Raw genomic sequence first — 20,112 nt, 5'->3', positions numbered from 1 at the left:
CCGTGTCGCGCGGATCCGATCAGAAGAAGGCCCGGCGCAAGAAGCGGCAGGCCGGCCGCAACGCCAACTGGGTCCCCGAGGCGGTGATGGAACAGCTGTCGGCCATCGAGGACGCCGTCGTCGCCGACCTGGCCGCCTTCGACGAACGAATCACCGAGCGCGGCTGGACCTTCGACGAGGAGGAATCCGGCGAGGACTACGCCGTCTGGTTCTACGAGCCGTCCGGCGCCCAGGTCGCCGACGGCCTGCCGGTGACCTCGCTGTGGCTGGATGCGGCCGAGGACGGCGAAGTCGTGCGGGTGGTGCTGGTCGGCACCGCCGAACAGCACCCGTTCAGCCACGACGAGCTGTTCGAGCGGCTCGATGTCATCGAGACCTACCGCAACGGTGACCCGGTGCCGCAGTTCGGCTAGGGTCTGCATTCCATGACCCTCGTCGCGGGAATCGACTCCTCCACGCAGTCCTGCAAGGTGCTCATCTGTGACGCGGACACCGGCGCCGTCGTGCGCGAGGGCCGGGCCCGCCATCCCGACGGCACCGAAATCGATCCGGCGGCATGGGAATCGGCGGCATCGGCGGCCATCGAGCAGGCCGGCGGCCTGGGTGATGTCGCCGCCGTCTCGGTCGGCGCGCAACAGCACGGCATGGTGTGCCTGGACGACCGCGGCCAGGTGGTGCGCCCGGCTCTGCTGTGGAACGACACCCGCTCGGCCGGGGCGGCCGCGGATCTGGTGACCGAGCTCGGCGGGCCGGCCGCCTGGGCCGAGGCGGTCGGGGTGGTCCCGCTGGCCGCCATCACCGTGGCCAAGCTGCGCTGGCTGGCCGACCACGAACCGGCCGCCGCCGACCGCACGGCCGCGGTCTGCCTGCCGCACGACTGGCTGAGCTGGCGGCTGCGCGGGGCGACCGCTCTGGACGACATCGCCACCGACCGCAGTGATGCCAGTGGCACCGGCTATTTCGACGCCGCCGGCGACCGCTACCGCACCGACCTGCTGGAGCTCGCGCTGCGCGGCCGGACACCGGCGCTGCCGCAGGTGCTGGCCCCCGGGGCGGCCATCACCGGCGCGGGCCCGGCGTTCGGGGCCGGGCTGGGTGACAATGCCGCGGCCGCACTGGGATTGGGTGTCGAGGACGGCGACGTCGTCGTCTCGATCGGCACCTCGGGCGTGGTGTCGGCCAGCACGTCGATACCGGCGCGGGACAGCGGCGGTTTCGTCGCCGGCTTCGCCGACGGCACGGGCCGGCACCTGCCGCTGGTGTGCACCCTCAACGGGGCCCGGGTGCTGGACGCCGCGGCCGAGCTGCTGCGCGTCGACCACGACGAGTTGTCCCGGCTGGCGTGCTCGGCCCCGGCCGGCAGCGAGGGCCTGGTGATGGTGCCGTACCTGGAAGGCGAGCGCACCCCGAACCGGCCGGAGGCCACCGGTGCCGTGCACGGGCTGCGGGTCGGCAACGCCACCGCCGCCAATCTGGCGCGGGCCGCGGTGGAGGGGCTGCTGTGCGCGCTGGCCGACGGGCTGGACCACCTCACCGCGATGGGGGTGCCCGCACGGCGGGTGTTGCTCGTCGGCGGTGGCGCCAAGTCCCTGGCGCTGCGCGAGATCGCGCCCACGGTGTTCGGTGTCCCCGTGCATGTTCCGGAGCCGGCCGAATACGTCGCGGTGGGTGCGGCGCGGCAGGCCGCCTGGGCGCACAGCGCCGCGGCGGCCCCGCCGGTGTGGGCGCCGCCGCCCGCCCAGCGGTTCGAGGCCGCCCCCGAACCCGCGGTCCGGGCCCGCTACGCCGAGGTCCGCGACCTGACCGAGGGCATGCACTGACGTTGCCGGATGTGACGCTGCGGCAACTCCGCTACTTCGCCGTCCTGGGCGAGGAGCTGAATTACCGCCGCGCCGCCGAGCGGCTGTTCATCACCCAGCCGGCTCTGTCCACCGCGATCAAAGCGCTGGAACAGGCGTTCGGGGTGGTGTTGTTGCGGCGCAACACCCGGGAGGTGGCGCTCACCGACCTGGGCGCGGCCTGGCTGCCGCAGGTGCAGCAGGCGCTGGCCGGGGTGGACGCGGTGGTGGACAACCTGGTGACGCTCTCGGGTACCCGGCAGGGCCGGCTGCGGTTCGGGTATCTGATCGGGACCGGCGCCGACCTGTTGTTCCGCATCGTGCGGCATTTCGAGGCGGCCTACCCCGATGTCAGCGTCGAACCGATCGAGTTCGACTTCGCCGACCCCACCGCCGGGCTGGCCTCCGGCACCACCGAGGTCGCGCTGATCCGCCCGCCGGTGGACCTGCCCGAGCACCGGATGCTGATCCTGGATTCCGAATCCTGGGTGGCCTGCCTGCCCCGGGATCATCCGCTGGCCGGGCGGCGTGAGGTGCGGATCGCCGAGCTGCTCGATGACCCGATCGTGTGCGCGCCGCTGACCGCCGGCCCGTGGCGCGACTACTGGCTGGCGATGGACGTGCGCGGGAATCGGCCGCCGACCATCGCCGCCGTGGCGGCCACCTACGAGGCCGAGACCACCTCGATCGCCAGGGGCCTGGGCATCAGCTTCACGACGTCGTCGGTGGCGCGGTTCTACGACCGGCCCGGCATCGTCTACGTGCCGATCGTGGACCGGCCGCCCAGCCATGTCGCGTTGGCGTGGCAGCCGGGTGCCCTCAGCCCGCAGGCCGACGCCCTGATCCGGCACGTCCAGCAGCAGTGGAGCTTCGGGGACGGCGACGACATCCGACCCGACCTGCAGTGATAAATTTTCGTTATCACTAGATCAAAAGATGGAACTTCCGGTGACCGGCCGGTGGCGTTTTCCTTACAGCAGTCGTTCCCCGACTTCACCTGACCTGGAGTGATCATGACGGATGCGCTTGCTTCACCACCCCACTCGCCTCATTCATCCATGAACGCCGAAGACGCCAAGCTCGCCGAGCTCGGCTACACGCAGAAACTGGACCGCTCGGTCGGCACGCTGGCCTCGTTCGCCATCGGTTTCGCCACCATCAGCGCCACCACCGCGGTGTTCACCGGTTTCGGCGCCGGCTACTTCACCGCCGGCGCACCTTTCGTGTGGACGCTGCTGCTCGCCGGCGCGGTGTTCGCGCTGTGGGCGTTCATCGCCGCCGACCTGACCGCCAAGCTGCCGCTGGCGGGCTATTCGTATCAGTGGATCAGCCGGATTAACGGCCCCAACCTGGCCTGGTTCACCGGGTTCATCGCGCTGATGGGCTGGGTGTGCGGCATGACCGGCGTCGGCTTCATCCTGTCCGGCTACCTCGGCGGGCTGTTCGGCTGGAGCATGAGCCAGAGCGCGCAGATCCTGCTCGCCATCGCCGTCGTGTTCGTCTGCGTGCTGATCAACATCTACGGCGTCCGGTTCGCCACCATGGTCAACAACATCGGCGTCAGCCTGGAACTGGTCATCACCGTCGGGGCCACCCTGCTGGTGGCCGTCATCGCCTTCTCCGCGCCGGAGAACCACCAGCCCATCTCGGTGCTGTTCACCGGCGGCGAGTCCGGCGACAAGGACTCCTACCTGCTGGCCTGGCTGGCCGCCGCGCTCGGCCCGTTCTTCGGCCTGATCGGCGTGGAGTCGGGGGCCGACGTCGCCGAGGAGACCAAGAACGCCCGGCACGTGGTGCCCAAGACGATGTTCTACGCGCTGGTCACCTCGATCGTCATCGAGCTGGGCATGTACATCGTGTACGTGCTGGCCATCCGCGACACCGACGCGGTCGCCGCGAACTCGGCCGCGCCGATCGAGGAGATCATCAACCAGCAGGCCGGCCCCGTGGTCACGAAAATCGTCGTGGCGGTGGCCCTGACCAATATCCTGGCCTGCCTGCTGGCCAACATCCTGGTGGCCACCCGGCTGACCTACTCGATGGCCCGGGACAACATGCTGCCGTTCTCGCACCTGTGGCGGCACGTCTCGCCCAAGAGCAAGACCCCGACGTATGCGGTGCTCGGCCTGGGCTGCCTGTCGGCGCTGCTGCTGTGCTCGGCGCTGGTCAACGAGCAGGCCTTCAACTACATCATCGGCATCGCCTCGCTGCTGTTCTTCTTCGTCTACATCCTGCAGACCATCGGCCTGCTGGTCGGCTACAAGCGGGGAACCATTCCGGTGGGCGAGCCAGGCACCTTCGACCTGGGCCGTTGGCGGCTGCCGCTGTACGTCACCGCGCTGGTGGTGTTCCTCGCCGTGGCCGTGGCCCTGCTCTTCCTCCCGCAGTTCACCAACAACAAGTGGGTGTTCCTCGGCATCGTCGCCCTCGCCGCCGTGTGGTGGGGCACCGGCCTCAAGTCGCGGCTGGCCCGCGGCGACGCCGGCGCCGACTACGCCAAGACCCATTCAGCCTGAAAGGAATTCGGAAATGACTCTCGCAGACGCAGGAACGTCCAACCTCGTCGCCGTGGAACCCGGTGCCATCCGGGAGGACACCCCGCCCGGATCGGTGATCCAGTACAGCGATTACGAACTGGACACCTCCAGCCCGTTCGCCGGCGGTGTGGCCTGGATCGAGGGTGAATTCATGCCAGCCGAAGAGGCCAAGATCTCCATCTTCGACACCGGCTTCGGGCATTCGGACCTGACCTACACCGTCGCCCACGTGTGGCACGGCAACATCTTCCGGCTCGGCGATCACCTGGACCGGCTGCTCGACGGTGCCGCCAAACTGCGCCTGGACGCCGGCTACTCCAAGGACGAGCTCGCCGAGATCACCAAGAAGTGCGTGAGCCTGTCCCAGCTGCGGGAGTCGTTCGTCAACCTGACGATCACCCGCGGTTACGGAAAGCGCAAGGGCGAGAAGGATCTCACCAAGCTCACCCACCAGGTGTACATCTACGCCATCCCGTACCTGTGGGCGTTCCCGCCGGCCGAGCAGATTTTCGGCACCACCGCCGTCGTGCCGCGCCACGTCCGCCGCGCCGGGCGCAACACCGTCGACCCGACCATCAAGAACTACCAGTGGGGTGACCTCACCGCCGCCAGCTTCGAGGCCAAGGACCGCGGTGCGCGCACCGCGATCCTGCTGGACGCCGACAGCTGCGTGGCCGAGGGACCGGGATTCAACGTCTGCATCGTCAAGAACGGCAAGCTGGCCTCCCCGTCGCGAAACGCGTTGCCGGGCATCACCCGTAAGACGGTGTTCGAGCTGGCCGACCAGATGGGTATCGAGGCCACCCTGCGCGATGTCACCAGCCACGAGCTCTACGACGCCGACGAACTGATGGCCGTCACCACCGCCGGTGGGGTCACCCCGATCAACTCGCTGGACGGCGAACCGATCGGCAACGGCGAACCGGGGCCCATGACCGTCGCGATCCGGGACCGGTTCTGGGCGTTGATGGACGAGCCTGGACCGCTGATCGAAGCGATCGAATACTGAGTCCGGAGGCGGTCGTCGACCTGGGGGCCATCGCGCACAACGTCGGCGTGCTCCGGGACCGGTCCGGCGCCGAGGTGATCGCGGTGGTCAAGGCCGACGGCTACGGACACGGGGCCGTCGAGGTGTCCCGGGCCGCGCTGGCGGCCGGGGCCACCGAACTCGGCGTCGCCACCGTGCCCGAGGCGCTCGCGTTGCGGGCGGCCGGCGTCACCGCCCCGGTGATCGCCTGGCTGCACACGCCCTCAACCGATTTCGCGGCGGCCATTGCCGCCGACGTCGAGGTGGTGGTGTCCACGCCGGCCCAGCTGGCGGCGGTCGTCGCCGCGGCGCACCGGCTGGGCCGCACCGCGACGGTCGGGGTCAAGGTCGACACCGGCCTGGCCCGCAGCGGGGTGTCCGAACGGGAGTGGCCGCAGGTCTGCGTGCTGCTCAAGGAGGATGCGGTCCAGTTGCGGACGGTGATGTGCCACCTGGCCCGCGGGGACGAACCGGGGCATCCGCTCAACGCCGCCCAGGCGGCCGGCCTGGACGCTGCGGTGGCCGACCTGCACCGGGCCGGTCTGCCACCGCAGCGGGTGCACATCGCCAATTCGGCTGCCGCGCTGACGGATCGGAGCCTGTGCCGGGACGTGGTGCGCACCGGGATCGCGCTGTACGGCCGCAGCCCGGTGCCCGGGCTCGGCGATTTCGGGCTGACCCCGGCCATGACGCTGACCGCCGAGGTGGCCCTGGTCAAGAGAATCGCTGCGGGACAGGGCGTTTCGTACAACCACACCTGGGTGGCCCCGCGCGACACCGTCGTCGCGGTGCTGGCCTGCGGCTATGCCGACGGGGTGCCGAGGGCGCTGAGCAACCGGCTGCCGGTGCACATCGACGGCCGGCGCTTCGCGGGCGTCGGGCGGATCTGCATGGATCAGCTGGTGGTGGACCTCGGCCACGACGGCGGTGGCGTGGCCGAGGGGGATCGGGCGGTGCTGTTCGGCGGTGCCGGGGCGAGCGCCGGTGACTGGGCGGACGCCACCGGCACCATCGACTACGAGATCCTCACCGGGATCGGCGGGCGCACCCAGCGGCGCTACGTGGAACCGCCGGACTCGATGACACCCTGAGCGGCCCGGGCGCGGTCCTCGTAGGCCTTGCGCTTGGCCTTGTCGAACTCCAGGAACACGTTGTCCAGGCCGAGCGCCTTGTTCATCGCGCGACGGGCCTTGGGCGGCAGCATCTGCGCGGCCTGCGCTGTGAACCGCAACGCCGGCGGCACCGACACATGGGTCTTCGGCTTGTTCAGGGTCTTGACGATGGCCGCCGCGATGTCTTCCGGTTCCACCGGTTTGATGGCGCCGCCGGACTTGGTGCCCGAGATCAGTTCGGTGTTGGTGAAGGGCGGCATGATCACCGAGACGTTCACACCGTAGGGGGCCATCTCGTCGGCCAGCGCGGTGGACAGTCCGACGACGGCGTACTTGGCACCGACATAGACCACCTGGCCGGGCAGCGGGATCAGGCCGGACAGCGAGGCGATGTTGATGACGTGGCCGCGGCGGCGCTTGACCATGTCCGGCAGGGCCAGCTGACAGCCGGTGAGCACGCCGTAGACGTTGACCTCGAGTGAGGACCGGATCGACTGCTCGGTCTCGTCCAGGAACGGGCCCACCGGCATCACGCCGGCGTTGTTGATCAGGACGTCGATGTGCCCGCCGCCGTCGGTGCGGGCCTTGTCGAGGAAGGTCGCGAAGGATTCCCGGTCGGTGACGTCGAGGGGGTAGCCGGAGACCTGGCCGAGCTTGGTCAGTTCGACGACGGCCGACTCCTGCAGGGCGACGTCACGGTCGCCGATCACGACGCGGGCACCGCGGCTCAGCAGCTCCTTGGCGGTGGCATAACCGATACCGCGAGCGGCGCCGGTGATCGCGATGGTCCTGCCCCTGATGTTGTCCATGGCGGCGAACTTTACACGTGTCAAGTTTCTCGCGAAAGGGTGGCCAGCAGCTCGGAGGGCTCGTCCAGGTTCTCCTGCATCCGCGCGGCGTCCAGCGCCGCTGTTGCGCTGCGCGGGAACATCGTCGCCTCGTAGGCGGCCAGGGCCGCTTCGGTGTCGCCGGGGTGGGTGGCCAGCGCGGCGCCGAGTTCGGCGCCGTCCAGCATGGCCAGGTTGGCGCCCTCACCCGACGGCGGCGACAGGTGCGCCGCATCGCCGATGAGCGTCACGCCGGCGATGCGGTCCCAGCGATGGCCGATCGGCAGCGTGTGGATCATCCGGACCGTGGGGCCGGCGTCGCAGTCGGTGATGAGCGCGGTGAGTTCGGGTGCCCAACCGTCGAATTCGGCCGCGACACGCGCGGGATCGGTGAGTCCGGCCGCGGTGATCCACTCGGCCGGGCGGTGCAGGGCGATATAGGCGTGCAGGACACCATCCGGCTCACGGTGCGCGCCGATCCACTTGCCCGGGGCCACCGCGAACAGCGAGCCCGCCCCGACCGCCGCGGCGGCCGCCGGGTGCTTGGTGTCGGCGTCGTACAGATAGGTCTCGACGAACGTCATGCCGGAGTAGACCGGGGTCGCGTCCGACAGCAACGGCCGGATCTTCGACCAGGCGCCGTCGGCGCCGACCAGCAACTCGGTGTGCACCGCCGAGCCGTCGGCGAAGCCGAGCTCGTGCCGGCCCCCGCCGAGCGGTCGGGCGCCGGTGACCTTGTGCCCCCAGCGGACGGTTCCGTCGGGCAGCGAGTCCAGCAGCACCCGGCGCAGTTCCCCGCGCAGCACCTCGGGGCGGGCGCCGGTGCCGTCGTCGGGCTCGTCGAGCAGCACCGTGCCGTCGGGGGCCAGCACGCGGTCGGCCTCGGCGCCGCGGTGGATGATCGCGCGGAACCGTTCGGTCAACCCGGCCATCTCCAGCGCCGGCTGGCCGGTGTCGGCGTGGATGTCCAGTTGGCCGCCCTGGGCGCGGCTGCCCGCCGACCCCTCGGCCTCGTACACCGTGCTGGTGATGCCGTGCACGTGCAGCACCCGGGCGAGCACCAGGCCGCCGATGCCGGCGCCCACGATCGTGACGTGTGGTCTCATCTGACCCCCTTTTGGAACGTTGTTCCAATCAAGGTTGGAACAACGTTCCAGGTCTGTCAAGATGAGGCATGTCCCAACGGCGCACCGAGGCACTGTCGAGGGAGCGCATCGTCGCGGCGGCGATCGAGATCCTGGATTCCGACGGTGAGGCCGCGTTGACCTTCCGGGCGCTCGCGACCCGGCTGAACACCGGTGCCGGGGCCATCTACCACCACGTCGCCGACAAGAACGCGCTCCTGGCCGCAGCGGCCGACAGCATCGTCGCGAGGGCGCTGCCCTCGGCGCCGGACGACGGCGAACCCGAGGCGGCGATCCGCGCCATCGCGCTGGCCGTGTTCGACGCCTTCGATGCGCACCCGTGGGTGGGTGCCCAGTTGCATCGCCGTCCGTGGTCGGCGTTGTTGCAGATCTTCGAGTCGATCGGCGGGCGGATGGATGCCCTCGGCGTTCCCCAAGGCGCACAGTTCAATTCGGCCTCCGCGCTGCTGAACTACATCCTGGGGGTGGCGGGGCAGAACGCGGCCAACGCCCGCTCGCAGGTCGCGGGGCCCGACCGCACCGCATTCCTGGCCGAGGTGGCCGCGCAGTGGACGCGGCGCGACCCGGTGCGGTATCCCTTCGTGCACCAGGTGGCCGGGCAGCTGGCCGATCACGATGACCGCGACCAATATCTGGCCGGTATCGACCTGATCCTGGCCGGCATCGCGAACGTGCGTTAACCGGCCAACCACAGATCCACGCCGGCATCGGCGAACACCCGCAGCAGCGTGCTCCACACCGGCTCGCCGATCGCGGCCCGCGCCGGCTTGTACGGCGCGAGCACGAACCGGAAACCCCCGTCGGCAGGGGTGCCGAAGCCGCCGCGCAGGCAATCGGCCAGCGCATCCAGGTTGGAGCCGAAGTAGCCGCCGTCCCCGTTGACCGCCCGCCCGATCTCGGTGAAGAAATCGGCCCGCGAAGCGACCCGGGAACCGTCGATCGTGTAGGTCTTCATACGCCTCCGATCAGGCAGAACGACGCGTAGTGATCGCCGGTGTAGTAGAACTCGGCCGGATCGGTCAGCGGCGTGCCGCCGGTGATGATGCGCCGGGTGCCGCGATGGGGCTGCCCCGGGGTGGGCACCGTGTACTCGTGGTAGTAACCCCGCTCGTGCTGCGGCAACCTGCCCTCGTAGTTGCCGAACACCACCCCGTCGTTGCGCGGGTAGGGGAACGGCCCGCCGGACTCGATGCGGTGCACCGTCTCGGTGGCCTGCGGCGGCAGGCCGTCCAGATCGCAGGTGCCGCCCGTGCCGGTCCGGGCGGCCGTCGTGCAGCCGGACAGCAGGCCGCACAGCACGGCCAGGACCACCGTTGTCAGGGCCGCGCCGCGCACCGGGTCGACGCTAGCAGGCCGGATTTCGGCTCACGGTGATCCGATCATGCCCATCCGGAATGCGGGCCGCGCGGACAGGTTAGACATGAGGAGACGATCAGAGGAGCTGTGATGACCGTACCGCTGTCCATCCTGGACCTCGCGCCGATCAGCGCGGGCAGCGACGCGGCCACCGCGCTGCGCAACACCGTCGACCTGGCCCGGCACGCCGAGCTGTGGGGCTATCGCCGCTACTGGGTGGCCGAGCACCACTATGTCGCCGTGGCCAGCTCGTCGCCCGCCGTGCTGATCGGCCAGATCGCGGCGGCCACCACCACCATCCGGGTGGGCGCGGCCGCCGTGCAGCTCGGGCACACCACACCGGTGGCGGTGGTGGAGAGCTTCGGCATCCTGGACGCCTTCCACCCGGGCCGGATCGACCTCGGTGTGGGCCGGTCCGGCCAGCGCCGCACCGAATCGCTGCGGGACGCGCCGCGCACCCCGGCACCGCCGCGGGAACGGCACGAGGTCGACGGTGTCGTGGTGCCCGCGCCCTTCGACGTCGGCGCGCTGATGCGCGACCCACGGCTGCGGGCCGTGATGGCCACGTTGCAGCAGCCCGGCGCGGTGGCACCGGATTTCGGCGATCAGGTGGCCGATATCCTCGCCCTGCTCGACGGCAGCTACCGCACCGAAGGTTTCGAGGCGCATGTCACGCCCGGTGAGTCGACCACGTTGCGGCCGTGGATCTTCGGCAGCTCCAAGGGGCAGAGCGCCCAGGTCGCCGGCGCGCTCGGGCTACCGTTCGTGGCGGCCTATCACATCGCTCCGGGCACCGCCCTGGAAGCGGTCACCGCTTACCGCAAGGCTTTTCGGCCGTCGGCCGGCCTCGCCGAGCCCTATGTGGTGGTCTCGGCCGACGTGTTGGTCGCCGACGACGACGCCACCGCGCGGCAACTGGCCGCCAGTTACGGGCACTGGGTGTACTCGATCCGGGCGCAGGGCGGGGCGGCGCCCTATCCGGATCCGGACACCGTCGCGCCGCTGACCGCCGAGCAGCGGGCGCTGGTGCAGGATCGCACCGAAACCCAGTTCGTCGGCAACCCCGACACGGTGGCCGACCGGCTGGCCGCGCTGCAGCGGGTGACCGGCGCCGACGAGCTGGTCATCACCTCGGTGGCCTACCGGCACGAGGACCGGCTGCGGTCCCATGAGCTGATCGCCAAGAGGTGGGCAGGCTAATCTGATGCCGTGTCGCAAACGACCGTCGGGCTGCTGATCCTGGCGGCGGCCCTGTTGACGGCGCTGGCCGGGGTCGGCCTGCGGATCGTCGTCGGCCGCAAGAGCGAATCACCGGCCGTCCGTCGCACGGTGATCACGTTGCGCGCCAACAAAATCGGCCGGTTGCTGTTCGGCAGGGTGCTCACCGACCCGTTCGACGACGACGAGCTGGACGGGATGATCCTGATGCCGGCCATCGTGCTGGCCTGCGGTCTGTTCCTGACCGGGGTGTTCCTGCTCGGTTACGACGTGCTCACCTGAGCCGTGCACAGCACCGCCAGCGCGTCGTTGGTGGCCGCCACGCCGGCGGGCCCGATGAGGGCCGTCAGCCGGTTGCGCAGCTCGTCCTGATCGGCGGCCGGCAGCCGCAGCACGTTCGAGTAGGTGGTCACCATGGCGACCCAATCCGCGCCGCTGTAGTGCGGATGTTCGACGTAACGCCGGCGTTCACCGCGCAGCCCGGCAGCCGCCAGCAGCGGGTCGAGGTCGTCACCCTCGATATCGGTGGACGGGCGCTGCCATTCCTCGAGCAGGCCCGCGTACGCCCGGCCGAGCTCGTCGCGGTCCGGGGTGACGGGCACGATGCGGTTCCACAGCAGCGCCAGCCGGCCACCGGGAGCCAGCAGCGCCCGCACCTTGCGCAGCGCCGGCTCCGGATCCACCCAGTGGAACGACTGCGCGAACACCACCAGGTCGAAGCTGCGACCGCGGGGCTCCCAGTCCTCGAACGTCGCCACCTCGACGGCCAGCCCCTTGTGCGCGGCCACCTCGGCCATCAGCGGATCCGGTTCCACGGCCAGCACGTCGGCGCCGGCGTCGCGCAACTGGGCGGTGGCGATACCGGTGCCCGCTCCGACGTCGAGCACGGTGATCCCTTGGCGGTCAACCAGATCGGCGATGAGAGCGGCCGGGTAACGGGGGCGGTGCCGGTCGTAGCGGGCGGCCGCCGACCCGAACGAATTCGCCCGCAGCCGGTCGGTGTGCAGCGGCGCCGGCTCGCTCACCGGGCGGCCTGTTCGGCCGCGTCCCGGATCGGTCCGCGCCACACCGGTCCGTGCCCGGGCAACAGGATCTCGGCGTCCAGCATGCCCAGTGCCCCGAGGCTGCGGACACAGCCGTCCTGATCGTGGTTGAACAGCCCCGGCAGCAGCTGCGGCCCCCGCCGGGTGCTCAGCGGGTGTCCGGTCACCAGCGCGTCACCGGCCACCAGCACCCCGTCCACCAGATACGAGCAGTGCCCACCGGTGTGGCCGGGCGTCGGGATGGCCACCGGGGTGCCGGGCAGCGTCGAGGCGACGGCGTCGTCCAGGGCCTGCGTCGAGCCGATGCCCTCATGGGTCAGGCCGCCCTTGCGGATCAGCGCCAGCGACCAGGTGAGGTAGCGCGGCTGCCAGGCGCGGGCCAGCACATCCACCGGGGCGGCCTGCTCCAGGTATTCCCGCTTGGCATGGCCGACCTCGGCGGCGTGCGTATACACCGGTGTGCCATGGGTTTTCGCGAACCAGATGGCCGAACCCAGGTGGTCCACATGGGCGTGGGTCAACAGGATGGCGCGCACATCCTCGGGGCCGAAACCGAGATCGCGGACGGTCCGCACCACGTCGTCGCGATCGCCGGGATAACCGGCGTCGATCAACAGCACCCCGCCGCCGTCGGGGCCGGTACCGGTGACCAGCGTCCAGTTGACCAGGTCGGTCTGCGCGAAGTGCACGGTCTCGGTGATCGCCGTCAGGGACACTGCCATGCCCGCGAGTCTATGCAGGGGAGTAGAAACGTAGACGTGGCTGAACTCAAATTGGGGTACAAGGCATCAGCAGAACAGTTCGCTCCTCGCGAGCTGGTGGAGTTGGCAGTGGCCGCCGAAGCGGCCGGCATGGACAGCGCCACGGTCAGTGACCATTTCCAGCCGTGGCGGCACGAAGGCGGGCACGCCCCGTGGTCGCTGGCCTGGATCGCGGCGGTGGGCGAACGCACCCAGCGGCTGGTCCTCGGCACGTCGGTGCTGACCCCGACGTTCCGGTACAACCCGGCCGTGATCGCGCAGGCTTTCGCGACCCTGGGCTGTCTGTATCCGGACCGCATCTTCCTGGGGGTCGGCACCGGTGAGGCGCTCAACGAGATCGCCACCGGGTACGAGGGCGAGTGGCCCGAGTTCAAGGAGCGCTATGCCCGGCTGCGCGAATCCGTGCGGCTGATGCGCGAACTGTGGCTCGGTGACCGCGTGGACTTCGAGGGCGACTACTACAAGACCAAGGGCGCCTCGATCTACGACGTGCCCGAGGGGGGCATCCCGATCTACATCGCCGCCGGCGGGCCGCAGGTGGCCAAGTACGCCGGCCGGTCCGGTGACGGCTTCATCTGCACCTCGGGCAAGGGTGAGGAGCTGTATAAGGACAAGCTCATCCCGGCCATGCGCGAGGGCGCCGAGGCGGCGGGCAAGAATCCCGACGATATCGACCGGATGATCGAGATCAAGATCTCGTATGACACCGATCCCGAACTGGCCCTGGAGAACACCCGGTTCTGGGCACCGCTGTCGTTGACCGCGGAGCAGAAGCACTCCATCGACGACCCGATCGAGATGGAGAAGGCCGCCGACGCGCTGCCCATCGAGCAGGTGGCCAAGCGCTGGATCGTCGCGTCCGATCCGGACGAGGCCGTCGAGAAGGTCGCCGACTACGTCAAGTGGGGGCTGAACCACCTGGTGTTCCACGCGCCCGGGCACGACCAGCGCCGCTTCCTGGACCTGTTCAAGCGCGATCTGGAACCGCGGCTGCGCAAGCTGGGTTAGGCACCGGCGGGCAGGAGCGCAGCGACCCGGGGATCAGGCGCTGACGATGCGTTCCACCATGCCGTCGCCGGCCCGGCGCTCCCGCTCCGGATGCACGGTCATGGTGGCGGTCAGCCGCACCCGGTCGGCCCGGAAAAGGTCGTAGGCGTATTCGAACGGCCGGCCGGCCGCGTCCCTGGCCACCCTGGTGATGGCCAACAGCGGCCGGCGGTGGGCGATGTCGAGCCACTGCGCCTCGCGCGGGCTGGCGCTGACCACCTCGATGGTCTCGTTCGAGGTGGCCGGCACCAGGCCGTAGCGCACCCGCAACAGTTCGTACAGGGAACCGCCCAGCGGCTGCTCCAGCAGGTCGCTCACCTGGTCGGTGATGAAGCAGGACATGTCCACCGACAGCGGTACCCCGTCGGCATAGCGCAACCGCCGGATGACGAAGACCTCGGCGGTCTCCGGGATCTCCAGCGCCGCGGACTCGGCGGCGGTGGCCGGCCTGCGGTCGGTGGCCAGCACCTTGGTGGAGCTGGTGTGGCCGCCGCTCTGCAACAACGCGGGCAGCCCGGTCAGCTCGGCGGCGTTGCGCTGCACCACATCCGCGCGCACGAAGGTGCCGCCGCGGCGGCCGGTGCGCCGTTCCAGCACGCCGGCCTCACTCAGCGGCAGCAGCGCGCTGCGCAGCGTCGCCCGCGACACCCCGAACTTGTCGGCCATCTCGCGTTCGGTGCCCAACCGGTTTCCCGGCCGCAGCGCCCCGCTGGACAACATGGACAGGATCCGCCGGCGTACGTCCTCGGCGACCGCACCCCCCGGTGTCTCCTCCATGTCAGGCCAAAGCGTCCAGCGACTCGGGCAGCACCTGCCCACCGTCGACGGCGATGGCCTGGCCGGTGATGTACGCCGCCTCGGTGGTGGCCAGGAATGCCGCCAGGTGGCCGATGTCCTCCGGGGTGCCCAGGGCCCCGGCCGGGATGGATCGGGCCATGCTGGCGATGTACTCCTCGCCGTTGCCGATCAAGCCCTCGGTCATGATGTTGCCCGGCAGGATGGCGTTGACGGTGATCTTGTGCGGCGCCAGCTCGATGGCCGCGGTGCGCATGAAGCCCAGCTGCGCCGATTTGGTGGCGCCGTAGTGCGACCAGCCGGGGTAGCCGGTGATGGGACCGGTGATCGACGAGGTCAGGATGACCCGGCCGCTGCCCGACGCGATCAGGGCGTCCAGACAGGCCTGCACGGCGAAGAAGGTGCCGTTGACGTTGATGCCCATGATCTGGTTGAGCTGCTCGGGGGTCATGGTCGCCAGCGGTGCGTCCGGGAAGATACCGGCGTTGGCGCACAACACATCCAGACCACCGAAGGCTTCGGTGACCGTCGCGGCCATCTCGGTGCAGGACTGGCGGTCGCTGACGTCGACGCGGACCCCGATCACCTTCCCGCTGCCCAGTCCGTCCAGGGCGGCGACCGCCTCGTCGAGGTCGGCCGCCGAACGGGCGGCGACGGCCACGTCGGCGCCGGCGCGGGCGAACACCGTCGCGATACCGCGGCCGATGCCCTTGCTACCGCCGGTCACCAGCACCGAGCGGGACTGCAGGTCGAACATGGGTCTCCTTTACCGTAACCAGCTGTCGTCGTTGAGATAGCGTTCGGCCAGCCGGGCGGTCCCGACGGCGTAGCCCGGGCCGATCGCGATGGCCGCGTCGGCATCGGCGTGGGAGGCGATCCACGCGGTGAGCTGAATCCGCCGCAGCATGACGAAGGTGGGGATGAGCGCCAGATGCTCGTCGGGCAACCTGCGCACCTTCTGATAGCCACGCAGCCATTCGGCCACGATTCTGCCGGCTTCCGGGGTGTCCTCGATCCACGACACCACCGCGCCCAGATCGGCCAGGTGCCATCCCCAGCCGGCGTCGTCGAAGTCGATCACGGTGATGCCGTCCGACGGCGCCGCCGGGTCGATCATCAGGTTGGACAGCCGCAAGTCCGCGTGGATCAGACCGAATCGGTCTGCGCCGGTGCCGAATTCGGCGAGTGCCTCGGTGATGTGGTGTACCGCCCGCATGATGGTGGCGCGGTCGGCCTCGGCCAGGCCCGGCGCCGCGCGCCAGTCTCCCCAGCGCGCCCCCGGCCCGAGGATGTCGTCGAGGTCCCAGCGGAACCGGGTGAAGCCGGCCGGGACGGACCAATCCTGTACGTGCTCGTGCATGATGGCCGTCAATTCGCCGAGGGTGGCGAAGCCGACGGCGTCGGGCGCCTCCTCGGCGGTGCACCCCGGTATCAGGGTGACGGCGTCGACGTAGAGCTCGCGGCCGTCCACTTCCGCCGTCACCACCTCGAGGCCGGCGGCCGAGCGGACCAATTCCGGTGTGTCGACCACGGTCTCCGCCCGCAGCGCCGCCATCCAGGCCAGTTCCGAGCGGATGGCGTCCAGCGAGTGGTAGCCCGGTCGGTGCACCCGCAGCACGATCGGGTCGTCGTCGCCCACCAGGTAGGTGGCGTTCTCGGAGAGGCTGAGCAGGCGCAGCGGGGTGTCCAGGTCGCGGCCGTAGGCGGCCAGTGCCGCCCGGGCGAAGCGTTCGTGGTCGGCAGGCAGTCCCGGCATGCCGAACAGTGTGGCGTAAGTATCGATCCAAAGCAGACCAAATAGGCGAGATTTACCTCCCTGTTGCAAAAACTGCGGTCGTGAAACGTGCTGGAAACATGGCGTGTGATTGCTGAGTCTTCCAGTTGACCAAGCAATCTCGCCGAGGTAACAATGGCCCGCGTCGCACAACGTCACCAGCACCGAAGCGGGTGGCTTTCGGATACCAGACCAAATCTCGGTCGCAGTAAAACCCCCTCAGATAGGGATTCAATGAGCGAAATCATCGATCCACCGGTGCCGTCGGGCACCGATACCGTCCAACGCCTGAAGCCCAATGCGGTCGGGCTGGTGGGCGTGCTGTTCATGGCGGTCGCCACCGCCGCGCCGATCACCGCCATGGTCGGCAACGTGCCGATCTCCGTCGGCTTCGGTAACGGCGCCTACGCGCCTGCCGGTTACTTCGTCGCCACCATCGTGCTGACCCTGTTCGCCATCGGCTACGCCAAGATGAGCAAGCACATCACCGCGACCGGCGCCTTCTACGGGTACATCTCCCATGGTCTCGGCCGCATCGTCGGGCTGGGTGCGGGCTTCCTGACCGCGCTGGCCTACATGGTGTTCGAGGCGTCGCTGATCGGCATCTTCTCGTTCTTCGGCAACGACCTGTTCTCGTCGCTGTTCAACATCCACGTGCCGTGGATCGTGTTCGCGCTGGTGATGCTGGCCATCAACGCCGTGCTCACCTACTTCGACATCAACCTGGCCGCCAAGGTGCTCGGCGTCTTCCTCATCACCGAGATCGTGATGCTGGCGCTGATGGCGCTGTCGGTGCTCTTCACCGGCGGTGGCCCGCAGGGCTGGTCGTGGGGATCGCTCAACCCGATCAACGGTTTTCACAGCCTCTCGGGTGTGGTGGCCGGTCCGGACGGCTCCCTGATCACCGTCGCCGGCTCCGCTGGTGTCGGCCTGTTCTTCGCCTTCTGGTCCTGGGTCGGCTTCGAATCCAGCGCCATGTACGGCGAGGAATCGCGCAACCCCAAGAAGATCATCCCGATCGCCGTGGTGAGCTCGGTCATCGGCATCGGCGTGTTCTACGTGCTGGTGTCCTGGCTGGCGATCGTCGGCACCGGACCGGAGAATGCCGTTGCGCTGGCGCAGGATTCGGCGACGGCCGGCAACATCTTCTTCAACCCGGTGCATGAGCACCTGGGCCAGTGGGCGGTCGACCTGTTCAAGATCCTGCTGATGACGGGGTCGTTCGCCTGCGGTATGGCGTTCCACAACTGCGCCGCGCGCTACCTGTACGCGCTGGGCCGGGAGGACGTCATCCCCGGGATGCGCAAGACCCTCGGTGCCACCCACCCGGTGCACGGTTCCCCGCACATCGCCGGCTTCGTGCAGACCGGTTTCGCCACCCTGGTGGTGCTGTTCTTCGAGTTCACCCAGCGTGATCCCTACACCGGCCTGTACGGCCTGATGGCCTTGCTGGGCACCACCGCCATCATGATCGTGCAGGCGCTGGCGGCGTTCTCGGTGATCTCGTACTTCCATGTGCAGAAACGTCATCCGGAGACGGCCAACTGGTTCAGCACCTTCCTGGCGCCGCTGTTGGGTGGGCTCGGCATGGTGTACGTGATCTACCTGCTGGCCAAGAACGCCTCGTTCGCCGCGGGCGCGGCGGCCACGGACTGGATCTTCGCGGCCATCCCGTGGGTGGTCGCCGTGGTGGGCATCGGGGGCGTGCTGTGGGCGCTGCTGCTGAAGTTCCGGGATCCGCAGCGGTATGCCGAACTGGGCCGTACCGTGTTGGAAGAAGCCCACGAACGCTAGGCACACATGTCCAATGCCAAGGCATTCTCAAAGATCATGGACTCCAACAGCTATCAGGGCGGTCTGCAGGACGACCCCCTGATAGCTGCCAGGGAGCGGATGCTGGGCCCGGCGTACCGGCTGTTCTACGAACGGCCGGTACACCTGGTCCGGGGGCGGGGCACCCTGCTGTACGACGCCGACGGCAGGGAGTACCTGGACGCCTACAACAACGTCGCCAGCGTCGGGCATGCCCACCCGCACGTCGTGGACGCGGTGACCCGCCAGCTGAGCCTGCTCAACACCCACACCCGCTATCTGCACGAGGGGATCGTCGACTACTCCGCCCGGCTGCTGGCGACGTTTCCCGATCTGGGGGCCGCCGACTCGTATCAGGTGATGTATGCCTGCACCGGTTCGGAGGTCAACGATCTGGCGTTGCGGGTGGCCCAGTTCTACACCGGGGCCACCGGCGTCATCATCACCAATGATGCCTACCACGGCAATACCGCTGCGGTGACGGCGATTTCGCCGTCCATCGGCGGTGCGACCGTGGTCGGTCCGCATGTCCGCACCGTCGCACCCGACCTCGGCGGGGTGGACGCGGCGATCGCCGACCTGAGGGCCTGCGGGCTCGGGGTGAGCGCACTGATCGTGGACACCGTGTTCTCCTCGGACGGCATCTATCCGGATCCGTCGGTGCTCGGCCCGGCGGTCGAGGCGGTGCGCGCCGCCGGTGGGGTGTTCATCGCCGACGAGGTGCAGCCCGGCTTCGGGCGCACCGGTGACGCCATGTGGGGCTTCGATCGGCACGGCGTGGTGCCCGATCTGGTCACCATGGGCAAGCCGATGGCCAACGGGCTTCCGGTCGCGGCGATGGCGGCGCGCAGCTCCGTGCTGGAGGAATTCGCCAGGGGGATACCGTATTTCAACACCTTCGGTGGCAACCCGGTGTCGATGGCGGCGGCCGCCGCGGTGCTCGACGTGATCGAGGACGAGAAGTTGGTGGCCAATGCCGCCGAGGTGGGTGGGGCACTGCGGGTCGCGTTGACGCGGCTGGGCGACGGCCATCCGGTGGTGCGCGAGGTGCGCGGCGCCGGGCTCTACATCGGGGTGGAGGTCGACTCGGCGGGCACCGCCAAGCACATGGTCAATGCCATGCGGGAACGCCGGGTGCTGATCTCGGTGTGCGGTGCGGACAGTAATGTGCTGAAGATCCGGCCGCCGCTGGTGTTCTCGATGGCCGATGTGGACCGGTTCTGCACGGAGTTCGAAGGGGTGCTGCGCCAACTGTGACCGAGGACGACGTGCTGGCGGCCGCCGATGCCCTGGTTGCGGCGTTCGCCGCCACCGACACCGCGGCGTACTTCGCCTGCTTCAGTCCCGATGCCACGTTCGTGTTCCATCCGGAACCGGCGCGGCTGGACAACCGTGCGGCCTACGAGGCGCTGTGGGCCGGCTGGCTGGCCGCGGGCTGGCGGGTGGTGTCGTGCACCAGCACCGACCGGCTGGTGCAGCTCCACGGCGACCTCGCCGTGTTCACCCATTCGGTGCGGACCACCACATCCGAGAACAGCGTGGAGACCACCACCGACGAGCGCGAGACCATCGTTTTCGCCCGGGTGGGAGAGCGGTTGCTGGCCGTGCACGAGCATCTGTCGCCGGTGGCCGGCGGGGACTGAGCGCTGCCGACGCGCCAGTGTTGGAGGGTCATCAGTGCCCGCCTCCGAGCGACATTTCAGCGACAGTTCCGCACCGGCGGTTGGTTGCCGTCGCAGGTGAATGTCAAGTCCGAATCGCGTTGCACCACAGCATCTGTGGATGAATCGGTGATTGTGGATAACTCGTGGATCTGTCGG

General features: G+C 69.4%; 22 protein-coding genes. 13 read left to right on the top strand and 9 right to left on the bottom strand.

The genetic code is table 11. The annotated features are described in order from the left end of the window. The first annotated feature begins 2 nt into the window (after positions 1–2). The 6 genes from AWB94_RS29025 (at position 3) to alr (ending at position 6,493) form a co-directional block, all read left to right on the top strand. The gene (locus tag AWB94_RS29025; protein WP_062658642.1) at positions 3–413 is read left to right on the top strand and encodes a hypothetical protein; all 411 of its coding nucleotides are present in this window, start codon (positions 3–5) and stop codon (positions 411–413) included. 12 nt (positions 414–425) lie between these two features. After that, positions 426–1,820 carry a xylulokinase gene (gene xylB, locus AWB94_RS29020; RefSeq protein WP_062658641.1) on the top strand — a complete coding sequence of 465 codons (1,395 nt, stop codon included), beginning with the start codon at positions 426–428 and terminating at the stop codon, positions 1,818–1,820. 11 nt (positions 1,821–1,831) lie between these two features. Then, a complete protein-coding gene (locus AWB94_RS29015; RefSeq protein ID WP_062658776.1) occupies positions 1,832–2,746 on the top strand; it encodes a LysR family transcriptional regulator in 915 nt (304 codons plus the stop codon). Between the two features lie 150 nt (positions 2,747–2,896). Then, on the top strand, positions 2,897–4,354 hold the full coding sequence (locus AWB94_RS29010) for an APC family permease (protein ID WP_234811920.1): 1,458 nt from the start codon (positions 2,897–2,899) through the stop codon (positions 4,352–4,354). Between the two features lie 13 nt (positions 4,355–4,367). Continuing rightward, entirely contained in the window at positions 4,368–5,384 is a 1,017-nt protein-coding gene (locus tag AWB94_RS29005) for an aminotransferase class IV (protein WP_062658640.1), read from the top strand. Beyond that, positions 5,378–6,493 carry an alanine racemase gene (gene alr, locus AWB94_RS29000; protein ID WP_062658639.1) on the top strand — a complete coding sequence of 372 codons (1,116 nt, stop codon included), beginning with the start codon at positions 5,378–5,380 and terminating at the stop codon, positions 6,491–6,493. The genes AWB94_RS29005 and alr overlap by 7 nt, the downstream gene beginning before the upstream one ends. On the opposite strand, the gene AWB94_RS28995 is transcribed toward alr, so the two are convergent. Continuing rightward, positions 6,460–7,323: an SDR family oxidoreductase gene (locus tag AWB94_RS28995; RefSeq protein ID WP_062658638.1), complete on the bottom strand. Its 864-nt coding sequence runs from the start codon at positions 7,321–7,323 to the stop codon at positions 6,460–6,462. The genes alr and AWB94_RS28995 overlap by 34 nt on opposite strands. Before the next feature lie 20 nt (positions 7,324–7,343). Next, complete coding sequence (locus tag AWB94_RS28990; protein ID WP_062658637.1) at positions 7,344–8,447, bottom strand: FAD-dependent oxidoreductase; 1,104 nt, start codon at positions 8,445–8,447, stop codon at positions 7,344–7,346. Between the two features lie 68 nt (positions 8,448–8,515). Between AWB94_RS28990 and AWB94_RS28985 the strand changes: the two genes are divergently transcribed. Next, the gene (locus AWB94_RS28985) at positions 8,516–9,166 is read left to right on the top strand and encodes a TetR/AcrR family transcriptional regulator (protein WP_036401056.1); all 651 of its coding nucleotides are present in this window, start codon (positions 8,516–8,518) and stop codon (positions 9,164–9,166) included. On the opposite strand, the gene AWB94_RS28980 is transcribed toward AWB94_RS28985, so the two are convergent. Together AWB94_RS28980 and AWB94_RS28975 are read right to left on the bottom strand one after the other, a co-directional pair. Next, entirely contained in the window at positions 9,163–9,441 is a 279-nt protein-coding gene (locus AWB94_RS28980; RefSeq protein ID WP_036401058.1) for a barstar family protein, read from the bottom strand. The genes AWB94_RS28985 and AWB94_RS28980 overlap by 4 nt on opposite strands. Beyond that, positions 9,438–9,791 carry a guanyl-specific ribonuclease gene (locus tag AWB94_RS28975; protein WP_036404035.1) on the bottom strand — a complete coding sequence of 118 codons (354 nt, stop codon included), beginning with the start codon at positions 9,789–9,791 and terminating at the stop codon, positions 9,438–9,440. The genes AWB94_RS28980 and AWB94_RS28975 overlap by 4 nt, the downstream gene beginning before the upstream one ends. A gap of 141 nt (positions 9,792–9,932) precedes the next feature. Between AWB94_RS28975 and AWB94_RS28970 the strand changes: the two genes are divergently transcribed. Together AWB94_RS28970 and AWB94_RS28965 are read left to right on the top strand one after the other, a co-directional pair. Then, positions 9,933–11,042 (top strand): LLM class flavin-dependent oxidoreductase, encoded by a 1,110-nt coding sequence (locus tag AWB94_RS28970; RefSeq protein ID WP_062658636.1) that lies wholly within the window; start codon positions 9,933–9,935, stop codon positions 11,040–11,042. A 9-nt stretch (positions 11,043–11,051) separates the two neighbouring features. Continuing rightward, positions 11,052–11,342 carry a hypothetical protein gene (locus AWB94_RS28965; RefSeq protein ID WP_024451667.1) on the top strand — a complete coding sequence of 97 codons (291 nt, stop codon included), beginning with the start codon at positions 11,052–11,054 and terminating at the stop codon, positions 11,340–11,342. Here AWB94_RS28965 and AWB94_RS28960 read toward each other — a convergent pair. Next, positions 11,324–12,067 (bottom strand): class I SAM-dependent methyltransferase, encoded by a 744-nt coding sequence (locus AWB94_RS28960; RefSeq protein ID WP_062658774.1) that lies wholly within the window; start codon positions 12,065–12,067, stop codon positions 11,324–11,326. The genes AWB94_RS28965 and AWB94_RS28960 overlap by 19 nt on opposite strands. Before the next feature lie 14 nt (positions 12,068–12,081). Continuing rightward, a complete protein-coding gene (locus AWB94_RS28955) occupies positions 12,082–12,825 on the bottom strand; it encodes an MBL fold metallo-hydrolase (protein ID WP_062658635.1) in 744 nt (247 codons plus the stop codon). Between the two features lie 36 nt (positions 12,826–12,861). Here AWB94_RS28955 and fgd point away from each other — a divergent pair, with 36 nt between their 5' ends. Continuing rightward, positions 12,862–13,872, top strand: coding sequence for a glucose-6-phosphate dehydrogenase (coenzyme-F420) (fgd, locus tag AWB94_RS28950; RefSeq protein WP_024451670.1), 1,011 nt, complete (start codon positions 12,862–12,864; stop codon positions 13,870–13,872). A 33-nt stretch (positions 13,873–13,905) separates the two neighbouring features. On the opposite strand, the gene AWB94_RS28945 is transcribed toward fgd, so the two are convergent. Genes AWB94_RS28945 through AWB94_RS28935 form a run of 3 tightly spaced genes read right to left on the bottom strand, consistent with a single transcriptional unit; the run spans position 13,906 to position 16,462 of the window. Further along, positions 13,906–14,688, bottom strand: a complete 783-nt coding sequence (locus tag AWB94_RS28945; protein WP_062658634.1) for a GntR family transcriptional regulator — start codon at positions 14,686–14,688, stop codon at positions 13,906–13,908. A 1-nt stretch (position 14,689) separates the two neighbouring features. Beyond that, positions 14,690–15,463, bottom strand: coding sequence for a 3-oxoacyl-ACP reductase FabG (gene fabG, locus AWB94_RS28940; RefSeq protein WP_062658633.1), 774 nt, complete (start codon positions 15,461–15,463; stop codon positions 14,690–14,692). A gap of 9 nt (positions 15,464–15,472) precedes the next feature. After that, positions 15,473–16,462: a phosphotransferase enzyme family protein gene (locus AWB94_RS28935; RefSeq protein ID WP_062658632.1), complete on the bottom strand. Its 990-nt coding sequence runs from the start codon at positions 16,460–16,462 to the stop codon at positions 15,473–15,475. Between the two features lie 252 nt (positions 16,463–16,714). Here AWB94_RS28935 and AWB94_RS28930 point away from each other — a divergent pair, with 252 nt between their 5' ends. From AWB94_RS28930 to AWB94_RS28920, 3 genes are read left to right on the top strand one after another with little or no spacing between them, the layout of a single operon-like run. Further along, complete coding sequence (locus AWB94_RS28930) at positions 16,715–18,274, top strand: APC family permease (RefSeq protein ID WP_062658631.1); 1,560 nt, start codon at positions 16,715–16,717, stop codon at positions 18,272–18,274. Positions 18,275–18,280: 6 nt separating this feature from the next. Next, positions 18,281–19,549 (top strand): aspartate aminotransferase family protein, encoded by a 1,269-nt coding sequence (locus AWB94_RS28925; protein WP_062658630.1) that lies wholly within the window; start codon positions 18,281–18,283, stop codon positions 19,547–19,549. Continuing rightward, a complete protein-coding gene (locus AWB94_RS28920) occupies positions 19,546–19,935 on the top strand; it encodes a YybH family protein (RefSeq protein ID WP_201029589.1) in 390 nt (129 codons plus the stop codon). The genes AWB94_RS28925 and AWB94_RS28920 overlap by 4 nt, the downstream gene beginning before the upstream one ends. Positions 19,936–20,112 lie beyond the last annotated feature (177 nt).

The sequence above is a fragment of the Mycolicibacterium canariasense genome, from assembly GCF_002101555.1.
Taxonomy (GTDB): Bacteria; Actinomycetota; Actinomycetes; order Mycobacteriales; family Mycobacteriaceae; genus Mycobacterium; species Mycobacterium canariasense.
This window is presented reverse-complemented; position numbering and strand designations above follow the sequence as displayed.

Bases quoted from the DNA above. Each gene is read 5' to 3' on its own strand.
- xylB (WP_062658641.1), top strand. From the start codon at position 426: ATGACCCTCGTCGCGGGAATCGACTCCTCCACGCAGTCCTGCAAGGTG.
- AWB94_RS29010 (WP_234811920.1), top strand. From the start codon at position 2,897: ATGAACGCCGAAGACGCCAAGCTCGCCGAGCTCGGCTACACGCAGAAA.
- AWB94_RS29005 (WP_062658640.1), top strand. From the start codon at position 4,368: ATGACTCTCGCAGACGCAGGAACGTCCAACCTCGTCGCCGTGGAACCC.
- AWB94_RS28995 (WP_062658638.1), bottom strand. From the start codon at position 7,323: ATGGACAACATCAGGGGCAGGACCATCGCGATCACCGGCGCCGCTCGC.
- AWB94_RS28990 (WP_062658637.1), bottom strand. From the start codon at position 8,447: ATGAGACCACACGTCACGATCGTGGGCGCCGGCATCGGCGGCCTGGTG.
- AWB94_RS28985 (WP_036401056.1), top strand. From the start codon at position 8,516: ATGTCCCAACGGCGCACCGAGGCACTGTCGAGGGAGCGCATCGTCGCG.
- AWB94_RS28980 (WP_036401058.1), bottom strand. From the start codon at position 9,441: ATGAAGACCTACACGATCGACGGTTCCCGGGTCGCTTCGCGGGCCGAT.
- AWB94_RS28970 (WP_062658636.1), top strand. From the start codon at position 9,933: ATGACCGTACCGCTGTCCATCCTGGACCTCGCGCCGATCAGCGCGGGC.
- AWB94_RS28955 (WP_062658635.1), bottom strand. From the start codon at position 12,825: ATGGCAGTGTCCCTGACGGCGATCACCGAGACCGTGCACTTCGCGCAG.
- AWB94_RS28945 (WP_062658634.1), bottom strand. From the start codon at position 14,688: ATGGAGGAGACACCGGGGGGTGCGGTCGCCGAGGACGTACGCCGGCGG.
- fabG (WP_062658633.1), bottom strand. From the start codon at position 15,463: ATGTTCGACCTGCAGTCCCGCTCGGTGCTGGTGACCGGCGGTAGCAAG.
- AWB94_RS28935 (WP_062658632.1), bottom strand. From the start codon at position 16,462: ATGCCGGGACTGCCTGCCGACCACGAACGCTTCGCCCGGGCGGCACTG.
- AWB94_RS28930 (WP_062658631.1), top strand. From the start codon at position 16,715: ATGAGCGAAATCATCGATCCACCGGTGCCGTCGGGCACCGATACCGTC.
- AWB94_RS28925 (WP_062658630.1), top strand. From the start codon at position 18,281: ATGTCCAATGCCAAGGCATTCTCAAAGATCATGGACTCCAACAGCTAT.